This is a genomic window from Nocardioides kongjuensis, assembly GCF_013409625.1.
GTDB classification, from domain to species: Bacteria; Actinomycetota; Actinomycetes; order Propionibacteriales; family Nocardioidaceae; genus Nocardioides; species Nocardioides kongjuensis.
Window position 1 is genome coordinate 4,684,807 of sequence record NZ_JACCBF010000001.1, and the last position, 16,055, is coordinate 4,700,861.

Consider the following 16,055-nt stretch of genomic DNA (forward strand, 5'->3'; position numbering starts at 1 on the left):
ATGGCCGAGGAGTCCACTGCGACCGCGCCCCCCGAGCTGGCGGTCGACGTCGCCGCGCTGACCGAGCTGCTCGACGGCAGGTACGCCGACGTCCGCCGCACGGTGCGCGAGCTGCTGCCGTCGTACGCCTGCGTGCTGGAGGACGCCGAGACGATGCCGCGCGCGGAGTTCCGCGAGCGGGTCAAGGACGTCGTGCTCGAGATCGCGGGCACCGGCGCGGCGGGGATGGGCTTCCCGAAGGAGTACGGCGGAGGTGGCGACATCGGCGCCTCGATCGCGGCCTTCGAGTCCCTCGCGTACGGCGACCTGTCGGTCCTGGTCAAGGTGGGCGTGCAGTTCGGCCTGTTCGGCGGCGCGATCCTGCAGCTGGGCACGAAGCGTCACCACGACGCGTACCTCGCCGACGTCGTGAGCGGCCGGCTGCTCGGCTGCTTCGCGATGACCGAGACCGGGCACGGCAGCAACGTCCAGGCGCTCGGCACGGTCGCGACCTACGACCCGGCGACCTCGGAGTTCGTGGTCACCACCACGACGCACAGCGCCGGCAAGGACTACATCGGCAACGCGGCGAGGCACGCGCGCGTGGCGGTGGTGTTCGCCCAGCTGGAGGTTGGGGGTGAGGGGCACGGCGTGCACGCGCTCGTCGTACCGCTGCGCGACGAGGACGGCGCGACGCTGCCCGGCGTCCGGATCGAGGACGACGGCGCCAAGATGGGCCTCAACGGCGTCGACAACGGCCGGATCTGGTTCGACGGTGTCCGGGTGCCGCGCGAGGCGTTGCTGAACCGGTTCGCCGACGTCACCGAGGACGGCAGCTACGTCAGCGAGATCGAGAGCGCGGGGCGACGGTTCTTCACGATGCTCGGCACCCTCGTGCAGGGCCGGGTCTCGGTCGGCGCGGCCGGGGTGAGCGCGTCGAAGTCGGCGCTGACGATCGCCGTCCGCTACGGCCTCCAGCGCCGGCAGTTCGAGACCGGCACCGAGGAGGGCGGCGCCGAGCAGCTGCTGCTCGACTACGGCCTGCACCAGCGGCGGCTGTTCCCCCGGCTGGCGCGGACCTACGCCCTGCACTTCGCCCAGGAGGTGCTCGCCGGCGAGCTGCACGACGTCTTCTCCGGCATCCGCGACGACGAGGAGACCCGGCGGCTGCTGGAGTCCCGCGCCGCGGGCACCAAGGCGCTGGCGACCTGGCACGCGACCGACACCATCCAGGAGTGCCGTGAGGCCTGCGGCGGCGCGGGCTACCTGGCCGTCAACCGGTTCGCCGCGCTCAAGGCCGACACCGACGTCTTCACGACCTTCGAGGGCGACAACCACGTCCTGCTGCAGCTGGTCGGCAAGGGCCTGCTGACCGACTACGCCAGCGACTTCTCCGACCTCGACCAGCTCGGGATGGTCCGCTTCGTCGCGGGCCTCGCCGTCGACACCGTGCTCGAGCGGACCCGCGTGCACCGGCTGTTCGAGCAGATCCGCGACGCGCTGCCCGGCGGCAAGGACGACTGGCACACCGACAGCGGCCTGCGCGACCCCAACTACCACCTGGCGATGTACCGCTTCCGCGAGGAGCACCTCATCGGCGGCGTCGCCCGGCGGCTCAAGCGTGGCGTCGACTCCGGGATGGTCCCCGGCGAGGTGTTCTCCCGGGTGCAGGACCACGTCATCCAGGCGGCCCGTGCCCACGTCGAGCGGCTGGTGCTGGAGGCGTTCACCGCCAAGGTCGCCGCGATGGAGGACGGCGACCTGAGGCTCACCCTCAACCTGCTCTGCGACCTGCACGCGCTGTCGGGCATCGAGGCCGACCGTGCGTGGTTCATCGAGCACGGCCGCCTCAACACCCAGCGCTCGAAGGCGATCACCCGCGAGGTGGCCGAGCTGTGCCGCCGGGTGCGGCCCGTCGCGCGCGAGCTGGTCGACGCGTTCGCCGTACCGGAGGCGCTGCTGCGCGCCCAGGCCCTCATCGGAGGAGAGGCATGATCCGTTCCGCCCTGTCCCACGTCCCCGGGCTGGGCGGCTGGTCGGACGACCCGCTGTGGGCATCCTTCTACGACTGGACGGTCGAGCACCCGACCGCCGGCGGTGCGCTGTGGCGCCTGGGCATCAACAGCGACCTGCGCCGGCTCTACCGCGCCGCCGACGAGATCGGCCGCCAGCCCGCCGGCAGCCGGGTCCTCGACATCCCCTGCGGTGGTGGGGTCGCGCTGCGCGGCCTGCGGTCCGGGCAGGGCGTGGAGTACGTCGCCGGCGACATCGCGCAGACCATGCTGGACCGCACGATGCGGGTCGCCGAGCGCCGCGGTGTCGCCGACCAGGTCGTGCCGCGGATCGCCGACGTCGGCGACCTGCCGTTCGAGGACGGTTCCTTCGACCTCGTCGTCACGTTCACGGGCCTGCACTGCTTCCCCGACCCCGAGCGGGCCGTCGTCGAGATGGCCCGGGTGCTCCGCCCCGGCGGGGTGCTCACCGGCAGCGCGCTCCTCAACGACACCGGGATCCGGTTCGAGCCGCTGCGCCGGGTCGGCCGGGTCGCCGGGCTCCTCGGACCGGGATGCACCAGCGACGACCTCGAGGACTGGCTCGCCCGCGAGGGCGTCGCCGACGTGGTCCTCGAGCGCAGCGGCGCGATCGCGTACTTCCGTGGGGTCAAGCGCGGAGACGCGCGCACGTGAGTGCCGCCGCGGAACGTCGCACCGCTGTCTTCGCGGCCCTGCGCGCCCTCCTGCTCGAACGCCCCTGGGGCGACGTCACGCTCGAGGCCGTCGCCCGCGATGCCGGGGTCAGCCGGCAGACGCTCTACAACGCCTTCGGCTCGCGCTACGGCCTCGCGCAGGCCTACACCGTCCACCTCGCCGATGCCCTGTGCGCGCTGATCGCCGAGACCCTCGCCGCCCACGCCGACGACCCGCGCCGGGGGCTCGAGGAGGGCCTCCGGCTGTTCCTCGAGACCGCCGCCGAGGACCCGCTGATCGACCGGGTCCGCGCCGGCGACGCTCACCACGACCTGGTTCGGATCGTGACCACCGACGCCGGCCCGCTGCTGGTCCGGGTCGCCGAGCAGCTCGAGGCCGCGGCCGGCGCGGCCTGGCCGGGCACCGACCCGGCCGTCGTACGCGAGCTCGCCCGTACGCTCGCCCGGCTGGCCCTCAGCTTCGTGACGATGCCGCCCGAGTACGACGACAGCCCCGCGGCGATCGCCGCAGGGCTGGCTCTGCTGCTGGGGCCTCGTTAGGGCTCGACGAAGGGATGCTTCCGGGGGATGCGTCTCGTGAGTGACTCGCGGTGTTGGTTTGGCTCGCTTCGCTCGCATGTCGGCGCCCTTGGCGCCCGACGAAAAGCCGCTCAGCCGCACCTCATGCAAGGAGCATGAGATGCGGCTGAATGTCGTCGAGCGCGCCGCGTTGCCTGGACGGAGCGGAGCGAGGAACGAGCGGAGCGGAGGAAGGCGACGCGCCAAAGCGCGCTCGACATGCGCGAGCGCAGCGAGCGCCCAATGACTCAGTGAGTCTTGAAACGCTCGAACGAGGCGACGATCTCGGCCTCGGCCTCGGTGCGGCCGACCCAGTCGGCGCCCTCGACGGACTTGCCGGGCTCGAGGTCCTTGTAGACCTCGAAGAAGTGCTGGATCTCGAGCCGGTCGAAGTTCGGCACGTGGTTGATGTCGCGCAGGTGCTCCATGCGCGGGTCGCCCGCGGGGACGCAGAGGACCTTGTCGTCGCCGCCGGCCTCGTCGGTCATCCGGAACATGCCGATCGCACGGCACTTGATCAGGCAGCCCGGGAAGGTCGGCTCCTGGAGCAGGACCAGCGCGTCGAGCGGGTCGCCGTCCTGGCCGAGGGTGTCCTCGATGTAGCCGTAGTCGGCGGGGTACATGGTCGAGGTGAAGAGGAACCGGTCGAGGCGCATGCGCCCGGTCTCGTGGTCGACCTCGTACTTGTTGCGGCTCCCCTTGGGGATCTCCACGAGGACGTCGAACTCCAGCACAGTCTTCCTCCACACTCTCGGCCCGGTCGGGGCTGACGATCGGGTCTGGCGCGGACGTGCTCGCGGGAGCTGTGAACCTGCCCGGCGCCGTTGTTCGCAGCATTGTCCCGCACAATGTCCCGGAACGCGCAGTCGGGGAGCACTCCCGGAAGGAGAACCGTGGCCAAGAAGGACCGCGAGCCGGGCACCCGGCGGGGGCGTCGCGTGCTCTCCGGGGTGCTGGTGGTGGCACTGCTCGCGGGGGGCGGGGTCGCCTGGCAGACCGGGGCCGCCGAGCGCTGGTGGCACGACCTGCGGGCCGACGCCGGCACGCCGGCCGACCCGGCCGCGGTCGCGCCGCCGCCGGAGGTCGACGTGCCTCCGGTCGTCGTGCCCGACGCACTGGCGCCGACCGCCGACGGCACCGCCGCGCTCGACGCGGGCGCGGTGGAGCAGGCGCTGTCCCCGCTGAGGTCGGCCGCCCTGGGACGCCACGTGATCGCCGCGGTGGGCCCGCTCGAGGGCACCGGCTACGCGTACGAGGCGGCCGAGGGCGCCGGCGTCGCCATCCCGGCCTCGACGACGAAGCTGGTCACCTCGACCGCAGCTCTGTTCCTGCTCGGCCCCGAGCACACCTTCGCGACCACCACCGTCCTCGACGCCAGCGGTACGACGCCCCGCCTGGTCCTCGTCGGCGGCGGCGACCCGCTCCTGGCGCGCGAGCCCAACGCCGCGCCCACGGGGGCGACGTACGACCCCCACCGGGCCGACGTCCGCACCCTCGCCAAGCGGACCGCCCGCAGCCTGAAGGCATCCGGCGTGACGAGCGTCGAGCTCGGCTTCGACGACTCGCTGTTCACCGGCCCGCAGGTCCACCCGACGTGGAAGCCGGACTACATCCCCGAGGAGATCAACCCGGTCAGCGCGTTGTGGGTCGACGAGGGCCGGGCGCTCCCCGGGCAGGGGCCCGTCGCCGACCCCGCACTGGAGGCCACCACCGCGTTCGCGCAGGCACTGGCCCGGCGCGGGATCGCGGTGACGGGCAACCCGACCCGGACCACCGCCCCGGCCGGCGCGACCGAGGTCGGTCGGGTCACCAGCCCCACGGTCGCCCAGATCGTGCAGCGCCTGGTCGAGGTCAGCGACAACGCCGCCGCCGAGGTGCTGCTGCGCCAGGCCGGCATCGCCGACAGCGGCGACGGGTCGTTCACCGGCGGCCAGGCGGCCGTCGAGCGGGTGCTGACCGCCAACGGCATCGACCTGCGCGGCTCGGTCCTCCACGACGGCAGCGGCCTCTCCCGTGCCAACCGGCTGGCACCGGGCGTCCTCGTCGACGTGCTGCGCCTCGCCGCCTCGGCAGACCATCCCCAGCTGCGTCCGCTCCTGGCCGCGCTCCCGGTCGCCGGCTACACCGGCTCGCTCACCGACCGGATGGACCTCGGGCCCGCCGCCGGCCGCGGGCGCGTGCGCGCCAAGACCGGCACCCTCACCGGTGTCACCTCGCTCGCCGGCATCGCCATCGACGCCCAGGGGCACCTGCTCGCCTTCGCGCTCATGGCCGACAAGGTCAAGAAGGACAAGGCCCTGCTCGCCCGCACCACGATGGACTCCGCGGCCGCCGGCCTCGGTGCCTGCCGGTGCTGACGCACGGCGTTCCCGGCGGCGTTCGACCCCACGGCCTAGGCTTCCGGGCATGACCGCACCCGCCGCGCCGCTGCCCCCGATGATCGACTGGGGCCTCGCCGTCGCGCTCGGGTCCAGGCTGGCCGGGGACGGGCCGGTGGTGAGCCGGGCCGAGGCGGACGAGGCGGTCGCCGAGCTCCGGGCGGGCGCCCACCGCTCGACCGGACTGGTGCGGGAGTTCACCGGGCTGGACGCGCCGGACGGCACCGCGCCGATCCTGGTCGTCGACCGGCCGGGCTGGGTGCAGGCCAACGCCGAGGGCTTCGCGGTCGCGACCCGGCCGATGATCGAGAAGATCGCCGCGAGCAAGCCGCCGAGCGGGATCGGGCTGAAGGTCGGCGCGAAGGTCACCGGTGCCGAGGTCGGCGGGCTGCTCGGGTTCCTCGCCGGCAAGGTGCTCGGCCAGTTCGACCCGTTCCACGAGCCCCACGGGCGGCTGCTGCTGGTCGCGCCCAACATCGTCCACGTCGAGCGCGAGCTCGACGTCGACCCCCACGACTTCCGGCTCTGGGTCTGCCTGCACGAGGAGACCCACCGGGTCCAGTTCACCGCCGTGCCCTGGATGCGAGAGCACCTGTTCTCGGAGATCCGTGCCATCAGCGACACGGTCGAGCCGGCCAGCTTCCTCGAGGGCGGCCTCGAGCGGATCACCGAGGCGATCAAGGCCGGCCGCAACGGCGGCAGCATCGTCGAGATGTTCAGCACCCCCGAGCAGCTCGAGGTCATCGACCGCGTCACCGGGATGATGTCGCTGCTCGAGGGTCACGCCGACGTCGTGATGGACGACGTCGGCCCGACCGTGATCCCGAGCGTCGCCCAGATCCGCAAGAAGTTCACCAAGCGCCGCCAGGGCGTCGGAGCGCTCGACCGCGTGCTGCGCCGACTGCTCGGCCTGGAGGCCAAGATGGCGCAGTACCGCGACGGCGCCCACTTCGTCCGCTCCGTCGTCGACCGGGTCGGCATGGACGAGTTCAACGCCGTCTGGGCCGGCCCCGAGAACCTCCCCAGCAAGGCCGACCTGAGCGACCCCGACGGCTGGGTCAAGCGCGTCCTGGCCTGACATGGGCCTGCACCCGGCGATCGCCGCCGTCCGCCAGGGCGTACGACGCACGCTGGTCGACCTCGACCCCGGCGCCACCGTGGTGGTGGCCTGCTCCGGCGGCGCCGACTCGCTCGCCCTGCTCGCGGCCACGGTCTTCGAGGCCCACAAGGCCGGGCTCCGGGTGGTCGGCGCGACGGTCGACCACGGCCTGCAGGAGGGTTCGGGCGAGCACGCGGCGCGTGTCGTCGCGCAGATGGCGGGCCTGGGCGCCGACGAGACCGCGACCGCCCGGGTCCAGGTCGACCCGGCCGGGCTCGGGATCGAGGCGGCTGCCCGCCGGGCCCGCTACGCCGTCCTCGACCAGCTCCGCGAGCACTTCGCCGCCCAGGCCGTGCTGCTCGGCCACACCCGCGACGACCAGGCCGAGACCGTCCTGCTCGGGCTGGCCCGCGGCTCCGGTGGCCGCAGCCTGGCCGGGATGCGCCGGACGTTCGACCACTACCGGCGTCCCCTCCTCGACGTCGCCCGCGCCGACACCGTCGCCGCCTGCCTGGCCGACGGCATCGAGTTCTGGGACGACCCCCACAACGCCGACCCGGGCTTCGCGCGGGTCCGCGTCCGGCAGCGCGTGCTGCCCGTGCTCGAGGACGAGCTCGGCCCCGGCATCGCCGCCACCCTGGCCCGCACCGCGGACCAGGTCCGCGCCGACGTCGAGGCGCTCGACGCCCTCGCCGCGACGGCGTACGACGACCTGGCCGGTCCCGACGGGCTCGACCTCGCCGGCGTCCAGGACCTGCTGCCCGCCCTCGGCGGCCGGGTGCTCCGCCTCGCGGCCCTCACCGCCGGGGCGGTCGACGCCGAGCTGTTCCACGTCCACGTCGCGGCGCTCCAGCGCCTCGCCAGCGGAGAGAGCGGCGGTGAGGTGCAGCTGCCGGGTCACGTCACGGCGTACCGCGACCGCTCCCACCTCCTCTTCCGCCGAACTGCTGTGGCAGGCTGACGCCATGCATGCGAGCGACGTCGCGGACGACCTGGTCGAGGTGCTCTTCACCGAGGCGCAGATCCAGGCCCGGGTGGCCGAGATGGCAGCCGAGATCGAGCGCGACTACGAGGGCAAGGACCTCGTCCTCGTGGGCGTCCTGCGCGGCGCGGTGATGATCATGGCCGACCTCGCCCGTGCCCTGAACAAGCACGTCGAGATGGACTGGATGGCCGTGTCGTCCTACGGCTCCGGCACCAAGTCCTCGGGCGTCGTGCGGATCCTCAAGGACCTCGACGCCGACATCGCGGGGCGCCACGTCCTGATCGTCGACGAGATCATCGACACCGGCCTGACCCTGTCGTGGCTGACCTCCAACCTCGGCTCCCGCGGCCCGGCGAGCGTCGAGATCGCCACCCTGCTGCGCAAGCCCGAGGCGCTCCAGATGCCCGTCAAGCCCCGGTACGTCGGCTGGGACATCCCCAACGAGTTCGTGGTCGGCTACGGCCTCGACTACCGCGAGAGCTACCGCAACATGCGCGACATCGGCACGCTCTCGCCCAGCGTCTACTCCTGAACATCGTCCTGATCGCGGCTTCCTCGCGCCGCCCAACCAGGGACCAGACAGAATGGGACCCGTCGGCGGCGTGTACCGTCGTCAGATCCTTGTCGACGGAGTTGGGGAGCGAGTAAGTCTGTGAAGCGCGTTTTCAGGGGGCCCTGGCTCTGGATCGTGGTGGCGGTCCTCGCCGTCGTCCTCGCTCTCGAGTTCCTCGCACCCGGAGGCGGGTACGACGAGATCCCCACCTCGCAGATGTCGACGTACATCGCCAAGGGCCAGGTGGACGAGATCACCTTCGTCGACGGCGACCAGTCGATCGAGGCCACGCTCAACGAGGGCACCCGCAAGCAGGGTGACAAGGTCCTGTCCTACTACGTCGACGGCGCGCAGCAGGGCCTGATCGAGCAGGTCGAGCAGCAGAAGGCCGACGGCAAGATCAACAAGTACGACTTCAAGAACCCCAAGCCCAGCCTGCTGGGCTCGATCCTCGCGACGCTGCTGCCGTTCGCGCTGATCATCTTGCTGTTCATCTTCTTGATGAACAACGTCCAGGGCGGTGGCCGGGGCGTCATGCAGTTCGGCAAGTCCAAGGCCAAGATGATCAGCAAGGACATGCCGAAGACCACCTTCGCCGACGTCGCCGGGTGCGACGAGGCGATCGAGGAGCTCGGCGAGATCAAGGAGTTCCTCCAGGAGCCGGCGAAGTTCCAGGCCGTCGGCGCCAAGATCCCCAAGGGCGTGCTGCTCTACGGCCCGCCGGGCACCGGCAAGACCCTGCTCGCGCGCGCCGTCGCCGGCGAGGCGGGGGTCCCGTTCTACTCGATCTCCGGCTCGGACTTCGTCGAGATGTTCGTTGGTGTCGGTGCCTCCCGCGTCCGCGACCTGTTCGAGCAGGCCAAGGAGAACGCGCCCGCGATCGTCTTCATCGACGAGATCGACGCCGTCGGGCGCCACCGCGGCGCCGGCATGGGCGGCGGCCACGACGAGCGCGAGCAGACCCTCAACCAGCTCCTCGTCGAGATGGACGGCTTCGACGTGCGAGGCGGCGTGATCCTGATCGCGGCCACCAACCGTCCCGACGTCCTCGACCCCGCGCTGCTGCGCCCGGGACGGTTCGACCGCCAGATCCAGGTCGACGCGCCCGACCTGGCCGGCCGCAAGCGGATCCTCGAGGTCCACTCGCGCGGCAAGCCGCTCGGTCCCGACGTCGACCTGATGTCGGTCGCGCGTCGTACCCCCGGCTTCTCCGGTGCCGACCTCGCCAACGTGCTCAACGAGGCCGCGCTGCTCACCGCGCGCAGCAACCAGAAGGTCATCACCGCGCCGCTCCTCGACGAGGCGATCGACCGCGTGATCGCGGGTCCGCAGCGTCGTACCCGTCTGATGACGGAGAAGGAGAAGCTGATCACCGCCTACCACGAGGGCGGCCACGCCCTCGTCGCGGCAGCGCTGCCGGGCACCGACCCGGTCCACAAGATCACGATCCTGCCGCGCGGCCGGGCGCTGGGCTACACGATGGTGCTGCCCGACGAGGACAAGTACTCCCAGACCCGCTCGGAGATGCTCGACAAGCTCGCCTACATGCTGGGCGGCCGGGCCGCGGAGGAGCTCATCTTCCACGACCCGACGACCGGTGCCGGCAACGACATCGAGAAGGCCACCTCGCTGGCCCGCGCGATGGTCACCCAGTACGGCATGACCGAGCGACTCGGCGCGATCAAGCTCGGCGAGTCCAACTCCGAGCCGTTCCTGGGCCGCGACCTCGGCCACTCGCGCAACTACTCCGAGGACGTCGCCGCGATCGTCGACGAGGAGACCAAGAACTTCCTCGCCGCCGCTCACCAGGAGGCCTTCGACATCCTCGTCGAGAACCGCGACGTGCTCGACGCCCTCGTCCTCGCGCTGCTCGACAAGGAGACGCTCGACAAGGAGCAGGTCGCGGAGATCTTCACCGCGCTGCGCCTGCGTCCCGAGCGGCCCGCCTGGACCGGCTCCCCGACCCGGATCCCCTCGACCATCCCGCCGGTCGAGATCCCCGAGGAGATCCGGCGCCGTGCCGAGCAGAACGGCTCGGTCCCCGAGCCCGCCGCCGGTGACAGCGGCCAGATCCTGACCCCGCCCGGACCCGGTGGCGACGTCTACGGCGGGACGCCGTCCGCGCCGCCGACCGACCCGCAGCCGCCGGCGCCCTCGGCATGAGCGAGGGCACGGGCGCGTTCGACCACGAGCGCGCCGAGGCGGCCGTCCGCGAGCTCCTGGCCGCCATCGGCGAGGACCCGGACCGTGAGGGTCTCAAGGACACCCCGGCCCGCGTGGCCCGGGCGTACGCCGAGCTCACCGCCGGCCTGCGGATGTCGGCGGAGGAGGTGCTGACCACCACCTTCGACCTCGGCCACGACGAGATGGTGCTGGTCCGCGACATCGAGCTGTGGTCGATGTGCGAGCACCACCTGGTGCCGTTCACGGGTGTCGCCCACGTCGGCTACATCCCGGCCGAGACCGGCAAGATCACCGGCCTGTCCAAGCTGGCCCGCCTGGTCGACGTCTACGCCAAGCGCCCGCAGGTCCAGGAGCGGCTGACCACCCAGGTCGCCGACTCGCTGATGGAGCTCCTCGGCGCCCGCGGGGTGATCGTCGTGATCGAGGCCGAGCACCTGTGCATGACCATGCGCGGCGTCCGCAAGGCCGGCGCCCGCACCATCACCTCGGCCGTCCGCGGCACGATGCTCAAGGATGCAGCCACCCGTGCCGAGGCGATGGCGCTGATCCACAGCCCGCGCGGCTGACCTTGACGCCCTGAATGGATCCCCCGGACATCCGGGGATCCATTCAGCGCGCCCGCTCAGGCCAGGTACGCCGCCAGCGCCTCGTCGGCGTCGGTGCTCACGAACCCGGTGGAGGCGAGCTTGTCGAGCGCGAGGGTGCTGTAGAGCGGCCGCGGGGACAGGTCCTTGCCGGCGCCGTACTCCTCGGTGGTCACCGTGCTGACCCGGGCAGGGTCGTGGCCGGTGAGCTCGAAGACCTTGCGGGCGTAGTCGGCCCACGAGCGCTCGGTGCCGCTGTTGGTGACGTTGTAGGTGCCGTACGGCGCGCCGGTGGCCACCAGGTGCGCGGTCGCGCGGGCCAGCTCGGAGGTGAACGTCAGCCGTCCGACCTGGTCGGAGACGACCGCCGGGTCGACCCCGTCCGCGGCGAGACGGGCCATGGTGCGCACGAAGTTGTGGCCCTCGCCGATCACCCACGAGGTGCGCAGGACGTAGTGACGCGGGGCGCCCGCGACGGCGAGGTCGCCGGCGGCCTTGGTCTGGCCGTAGACGCCGAGAGGGGCGAAGGCCTCCTCCTCGGTGTGACCGCCGGGGACCTCCGAGCCGTCGAAGACGTAGTCGGTCGAGTAGTGCACGAGGGTGATCCCCCGGGCAGCGGCGATCCGGGCGAGCGCGGCAGGAGCCGACGCGTTGGCGGCCCAGGCGACAGGGCGGCCCTCGGGCGTCTCGGCCTTGTCGACCGCGGTGTAGGCGGCGGCGTTGAGGATCAGGCCGTACTCCTCCCACGGCCACGCGGCCAGGGCGGCGTCGTCGGTCAGGTCGAGCTCGTCGAGGTCGACCAGCGTCGCGCCCGGGTACAGCGGCGCGAGCGCCTGGCCGAGCTGACCGCGGCACCCGGTGATGAGCGTCTTCCTCGGCGCCATCGGCTCGACGTCGCCCAGCACGGGGTTGGCCAGGTCCTTGGCCGAGATCTCGACGTCCTCGGAGTCGAGGGGGATCGGCCACGGGATGGCTGCGGTCGCGTCCTTGAGGTTCAGCGCGGGGTAGACCCGGCCCGCGACGTAGTGGTCGTTGACCAGGTACGAGTAGACGGTGCCGTCCTCGAGCGCCTGGTAGGAGTTGCCGACGCCGCGCGGCACGAAGATCGCCTTGCTCTCGTCGACCTCGGTCCAGTACGTCGCCCCGAACGTCTCGCCCTCGCGCATGTCCACCCACGCGGCGAACACCTTGCCGGTCGCGACGGACACGAACTTGTCCCAGGGCTCGGTGTGGATGCCGCGGGTCGCGCCGCGCGCGGCGTTGTAGCTCATGTTGTTCTGCACCGGGCCGAAGTCGGGCAGGCCGAGCGCGACCATCTTCTCGCGCTGCCAGTTCTCCTTGAACCAGCCACGGTCGTCGCCGTGCACCGGCAGGTGGACGACGAGCAGCCCCGGGATCGACGTCGTCTCGACGCGCAGCTCGCCCACGCTCACTGGCCCTTCGCGGCGTAGGCCGCCTCGGTGGCGTCCTTCTTCGGACGCCACCAGGCCTCGTTCTGCTGGTACCACTCGACGGTCTGCGCGAGGCCGGCCTCGAAGTCGCCGTACTGCGGCGTCCAGCCGAGCTCGGTGCGCAGCTTGCCGGAGTCGATCGCGTAGCGCAGGTCGTGGCCGGCGCGGTCGGTGACGTGCTCGAAGTCGTCGGCGTCGCGACCCATCAGGGTCAGGATCATCCGGACCACCTCGAGGTTCGACTTCTCGCCGTCGGCGCCGATCAGGTAGGTCTCGCCGATCCGGCCCTGCTCGAGGATCCGGAGCACGGCGGAGGAGTGGTCCTCGGTGTGGATCCAGTCGCGCACGTTCTCGCCCGAGCCGTAGAGCTTCGGGCGGCGGCCGTCGACCACCTCGGTGATCTGGCGCGGGATGAACTTCTCGATGTGCTGCCAGGGGCCGTAGTTGTTGGAGCAGTTCGAGATCGTGGCCTGCACGCCGAAGCTGCGGACCCACGCGCGCACGAGGTGGTCGGAGCCGGCCTTCGAGGCGGAGTACGGCGACGACGGGGTGTAGGGCGTGTCCTCGGTGAACCGCTTCGGGTCGTCGAGCTCCAGGTCGCCGTAGACCTCGTCGGTGGAGACGTGGTGGAACCGGACGCCGGCCTTGCGGACCGCCTCCAGCAGCGTGAACGTGCCGATCAGGTTGGTCTGGATGAACGGCGACGGGTCGTTGAGCGAGTTGTCGTTGTGCGACTCGGCGGCGTAGTGGACGACCGCGTCGTGCTGGTTGACCAGCGGCTCGACGAGGGCGGCGTCGACGATGTCGCCGACGACCAGCTGCACGCGGTCCTCGGGCAGCCCGGCCAGCGACTCGCGGCTCGCCGCGTAGGTCAGCTTGTCGAGCACCGTCACCGTGGCGTCGGTGTGGCGGACGAGGTGGTGGACGAAGTTGGAGCCGATGAACCCGGCTCCGCCGGTCACGAGGATGCGCACGTCCGACAGTGTATGAAGGACAATGCCCTGTCGAGACATCGAGACGGAGCCAGCGAGGCGCCGAGGAGTGGGAGACGAGATGCGCGGGATCATCCTGGCGGGCGGTACGGGGAGTCGGTTGCACCCGATCACCCACGCCATCAGCAAGCAGCTGATGCCGATCTACGACAAGCCGATGATCTACTACCCGCTCTCGACGCTGATGCTCTCCGGCATCCGCGAGGTCCTGGTCATCACGACCCCCCACGAGGCCGACCAGTTCCGCCGCCTGCTCGGCGACGGCAGCCAGTTCGGCATCGAGATCACCTACGCCGTCCAGCCCTCGCCCGACGGCCTCGCGCAGGCCTTCCTCATCGGCGAGGAGCACCTCGACGGCGGCGGTGCCGGCCTGGTGCTCGGTGACAACATCTTCTACGGCGCCGGCCTCGGCACCCGCCTGCGGCGCTTCGAGGACCTCGACGGCGCCGCGGTGTTCGGCTACCGCGTGGCCGACCCGAAGGCGTACGGCGTCGTCGAGTTCGACGCCGAGGGCAAGGCGCTCTCGCTGGAGGAGAAGCCCGAGAAGCCGCGCAGCCACTACGCCGTGCCGGGCCTCTACTTCTACGGCTCCGACGTGGTCGAGAAGGCCAAGTCGCTCGAGCCCTCGGCTCGCGGCGAGCTGGAGATCACCGACCTCAACCGGATGTACCTCGACGAGGGCCGGCTCCAGGTCGAGGTGCTCCCGCGCGGCTCCGCGTGGCTCGACACCGGCACGTTCGACGACCTCAACGACGCCAGCAACTTCGTGCGCGCGCTGGAGGCCCGGCAGGGCACCAAGGTCGGCGCGCCGGAGGAGATCGCCTGGCGGCTGGGGATCATCGACGACGCCAGGCTCGAGGAGCTCGCGAAGCCGCTGCTCAAGAGCGGCTACGGCCGCTACCTGCTCGACCTGCTCGCCGAGGCCGCAGACGCGGGGCCGAACCACCTGCTCTAGGCCCAGACGCCGGTGAGGCGCGTCTCGGCACGCCGCTCGCTGGCGCTCGACGACCTACGAGCGGCGCAGGCGGCTGAGCAGCCCCTTGCGGGCGGGCCTCTCCTCGGCGGGCAGCCGCAGCAGCAGTCCGTCCTGGGCGGAGTGGTCGAGCACGACCGGACCCACGCGGGTGCCGGCCGGGAGGTCGCTGAACGCCCGCTTGATGCCGGTGCGTCCGTCGAGCTCGCACATGCCCAGCACGAGGTGCGCGCCCGTCGGCAGCGCGCCTCCCATCGCGGCGGTGGTGGGGTCGAAGCGGGCCGAGAAGGTGCCGGCCGGCTCGAGGGTGCCGTCCTCCTGCTCGACCAGCCGGACCTGCGAGGTCGACGGGAGCAGCCAGCTGACGCGGGTCGGTGCGTGCCGGACCGCCACGTCCACGAAGGCGTCCGAGACGTCGGCGGTCGGGGTGAGGCCGTGCTCGGCGAGCAGCCCGGCCAGCGGCTCGGGCAGGTCGCGGACGACCTCGCCGGTCGGCGTACGCCGGGCGAAGGGCTGCCCCGGCACCCGGCTCCAGGCGACCGTGCCCCTCACCGTGACGCTGCCGTCACCGGCGTCGTCGACCGCAGTGACGGTGAAGTCGGGCTTGCGGTCGATGCCGTCGCGCAGGAAGTCGGCCGCCGCGTCCGCGTGGCCGGCGCGGAAGAGGGTGATCGCGACCCGGCTGCGCTCGGGGAGCAGCAGGTCGAGCTCGGCCGGGACGTACGCCTCGAGCATCCGGGCGACCTCGGCCCGCGCTTGCGTGACGCCCGCGTCGTCGGTGCCGGAGGCTCGCTGGCCCAGCTGCGACACCAGGCGGACGTGGACGTTCTGGGCGAGCAGCTCGTTGCGGATCGCGGGCTCCGCGACGCCGACGACGAGCTGGAACAGCTTGTCGAGGTAGGGCCAGTACTCGGGGTCGCCGCTGTAGTCGAGCCTGGTTCCGTCGGTGGAGCTTGAGTTGTTCTCGGCGGTCTTGCGCCAGTGGTAGAAGGGCGTGGAGCTCAGCAGCGCGACCCTCGGCTCGTGCCGGATCACGTCCACGTGGAAGAACAGGTCCTCCCACAGGTGCCGCGGAGCCTCGGGGAAGCGGACGTCGTGCTCGAGCAGGAACGCTCGCCGGTAGAGCTTGTGCGGCGTCATCGGCAGCAGCCCGCGCAGCGGTTCGCCGCTCGCGTCGTGCGTGTCGTGGGTGTAGTTGGTGAGCCCCCAGCGGGCGATCTGGGTCCGCACCTCCTTGCCGTTGACCACGTCGGCCCCGGCCGCGTCGCCCAGCACGACCGCGGCCCGCAACGCATCGGGGTAGAGCTCGTCGTCGTGGTCGAGGAAGAGCACGTAGCGGCCGCGGGCCTCGCGGACGCCGATGTTGCGCGGACGGCTCGGCCACCCGGACGCCTCGAGCGCGAACGCGCGGTAGTTCGCCCGGCCGGCCGCGATCTGCTCGATCCGGGCCGCGGTCCCGTCCGGGGAGCCGTCGTCGAGCAGCAGGACCTCGAGATCGTCCTGGGGCAGCGTCTGGGCGTCGAGCGACGCGATCGCGCGGTCCAGCCCCGGACCGGAGCGGTAGGTCGGGATCACCACGGACACGGAGGGGTCGTGAGGAACCTCGGCCATG

The 16,055-nt window shown here is 71.9% G+C and carries 14 protein-coding genes; 10 read left to right on the forward strand and 4 right to left on the reverse strand.

All coding sequences use genetic code 11. The annotated features are described in order from the left end of the window. Genes BJ958_RS22490 through BJ958_RS22500 form a run of 3 tightly spaced genes read left to right on the forward strand, consistent with a single transcriptional unit; the run spans nt 1 to nt 3,226 of the window. Complete coding sequence (locus BJ958_RS22490) at nt 1-1,974, forward strand: acyl-CoA dehydrogenase family protein (RefSeq protein ID WP_179729053.1); 1,974 nt, start codon at nt 1-3, stop codon at nt 1,972-1,974. Further along, nucleotides 1,971-2,666, forward strand: coding sequence for a class I SAM-dependent methyltransferase (locus BJ958_RS22495; protein WP_179729054.1), 696 nt, complete (start codon nt 1,971-1,973; stop codon nt 2,664-2,666). Before BJ958_RS22490 ends, BJ958_RS22495 begins: the two co-directional genes overlap by 4 nt. Beyond that, nucleotides 2,663-3,226, forward strand: coding sequence for a TetR family transcriptional regulator (locus BJ958_RS22500; protein WP_179729055.1), 564 nt, complete (start codon nt 2,663-2,665; stop codon nt 3,224-3,226). The genes BJ958_RS22495 and BJ958_RS22500 overlap by 4 nt, the downstream gene beginning before the upstream one ends. Before the next feature lie 266 nt (nt 3,227-3,492). Here the strand turns inward: BJ958_RS22500 and BJ958_RS22505 are convergent, their stop codons facing one another. Beyond that, nucleotides 3,493-3,975, reverse strand: a complete 483-nt coding sequence (locus tag BJ958_RS22505; RefSeq protein ID WP_179730337.1) for an inorganic diphosphatase — start codon at nt 3,973-3,975, stop codon at nt 3,493-3,495. A gap of 162 nt (nt 3,976-4,137) precedes the next feature. Here BJ958_RS22505 and dacB point away from each other — a divergent pair, with 162 nt between their 5' ends. The 6 genes from dacB to folE all read left to right on the forward strand — a co-directional run bounded on the left by dacB (nt 4,138) and on the right by folE (nt 11,009). Further along, complete coding sequence (gene dacB, locus BJ958_RS22510) at nt 4,138-5,601, forward strand: D-alanyl-D-alanine carboxypeptidase/D-alanyl-D-alanine endopeptidase (protein WP_179729056.1); 1,464 nt, start codon at nt 4,138-4,140, stop codon at nt 5,599-5,601. 49 nt (nt 5,602-5,650) lie between these two features. After that, nucleotides 5,651-6,700: a zinc-dependent metalloprotease gene (locus BJ958_RS22515; protein WP_246319088.1), complete on the forward strand. Its 1,050-nt coding sequence runs from the start codon at nt 5,651-5,653 to the stop codon at nt 6,698-6,700. A gap of 1 nt (nt 6,701) precedes the next feature. Then, on the forward strand, nt 6,702-7,682 hold the full coding sequence (tilS, locus tag BJ958_RS22520) for a tRNA lysidine(34) synthetase TilS (protein WP_179729057.1): 981 nt from the start codon (nt 6,702-6,704) through the stop codon (nt 7,680-7,682). 4 nt (nt 7,683-7,686) lie between these two features. After that, complete coding sequence (gene hpt / locus BJ958_RS22525) at nt 7,687-8,238, forward strand: hypoxanthine phosphoribosyltransferase (RefSeq protein ID WP_179729058.1); 552 nt, start codon at nt 7,687-7,689, stop codon at nt 8,236-8,238. 120 nt (nt 8,239-8,358) lie between these two features. Continuing rightward, nucleotides 8,359-10,422, forward strand: coding sequence for an ATP-dependent zinc metalloprotease FtsH (ftsH, locus tag BJ958_RS22530; protein ID WP_179729059.1), 2,064 nt, complete (start codon nt 8,359-8,361; stop codon nt 10,420-10,422). Then, nucleotides 10,419-11,009, forward strand: a complete 591-nt coding sequence (gene folE / locus BJ958_RS22535; RefSeq protein ID WP_179729060.1) for a GTP cyclohydrolase I FolE — start codon at nt 10,419-10,421, stop codon at nt 11,007-11,009. Before ftsH ends, folE begins: the two co-directional genes overlap by 4 nt. Nucleotides 11,010-11,065: 56 nt before the next feature. On the opposite strand, the gene BJ958_RS22540 is transcribed toward folE, so the two are convergent. Continuing rightward, the gene (locus BJ958_RS22540) at nt 11,066-12,454 is read right to left on the reverse strand and encodes a sugar nucleotide-binding protein (RefSeq protein ID WP_179729061.1); all 1,389 of its coding nucleotides are present in this window, start codon (nt 12,452-12,454) and stop codon (nt 11,066-11,068) included. A 2-nt stretch (nt 12,455-12,456) separates the two neighbouring features. Next, on the reverse strand, nt 12,457-13,446 hold the full coding sequence (gene rfbB, locus BJ958_RS22545; protein ID WP_425489799.1) for a dTDP-glucose 4,6-dehydratase: 990 nt from the start codon (nt 13,444-13,446) through the stop codon (nt 12,457-12,459). Between the two features lie 85 nt (nt 13,447-13,531). On the opposite strand from rfbB, the gene rfbA reads away from it, so the two are divergent. Beyond that, nucleotides 13,532-14,425 carry a glucose-1-phosphate thymidylyltransferase RfbA gene (rfbA, locus tag BJ958_RS22550; RefSeq protein WP_179729063.1) on the forward strand — a complete coding sequence of 298 codons (894 nt, stop codon included), beginning with the start codon at nt 13,532-13,534 and terminating at the stop codon, nt 14,423-14,425. 54 nt (nt 14,426-14,479) lie between these two features. Here rfbA and BJ958_RS22555 read toward each other — a convergent pair whose 3' ends face one another. Next, the gene (locus tag BJ958_RS22555; RefSeq protein WP_179729064.1) at nt 14,480-16,054 is read right to left on the reverse strand and encodes a glycosyltransferase family 2 protein; all 1,575 of its coding nucleotides are present in this window, start codon (nt 16,052-16,054) and stop codon (nt 14,480-14,482) included. Between the last annotated feature and the right edge of the window lies 1 nt (nt 16,055).

Coding starts and splice junctions, on each gene's coding strand:
- BJ958_RS22490 (WP_179729053.1), top strand. CDS start 1: ATGGCCGAGGAGTCCACTGCGACCGCGCCCCCCGAGCTGGCGGTCGAC.
- BJ958_RS22495 (WP_179729054.1), top strand. CDS start 1,971: ATGATCCGTTCCGCCCTGTCCCACGTCCCCGGGCTGGGCGGCTGGTCG.
- BJ958_RS22515 (WP_246319088.1), top strand. CDS start 5,651: ATGACCGCACCCGCCGCGCCGCTGCCCCCGATGATCGACTGGGGCCTC.
- tilS (WP_179729057.1), top strand. CDS start 6,702: ATGGGCCTGCACCCGGCGATCGCCGCCGTCCGCCAGGGCGTACGACGC.
- hpt (WP_179729058.1), top strand. CDS start 7,687: ATGCATGCGAGCGACGTCGCGGACGACCTGGTCGAGGTGCTCTTCACC.
- folE (WP_179729060.1), top strand. CDS start 10,419: ATGAGCGAGGGCACGGGCGCGTTCGACCACGAGCGCGCCGAGGCGGCC.
- rfbA (WP_179729063.1), top strand. CDS start 13,532: ATGCGCGGGATCATCCTGGCGGGCGGTACGGGGAGTCGGTTGCACCCG.
- BJ958_RS22555 (WP_179729064.1), bottom strand. CDS start 16,054: ATGGCCGAGGTTCCTCACGACCCCTCCGTGTCCGTGGTGATCCCGACC.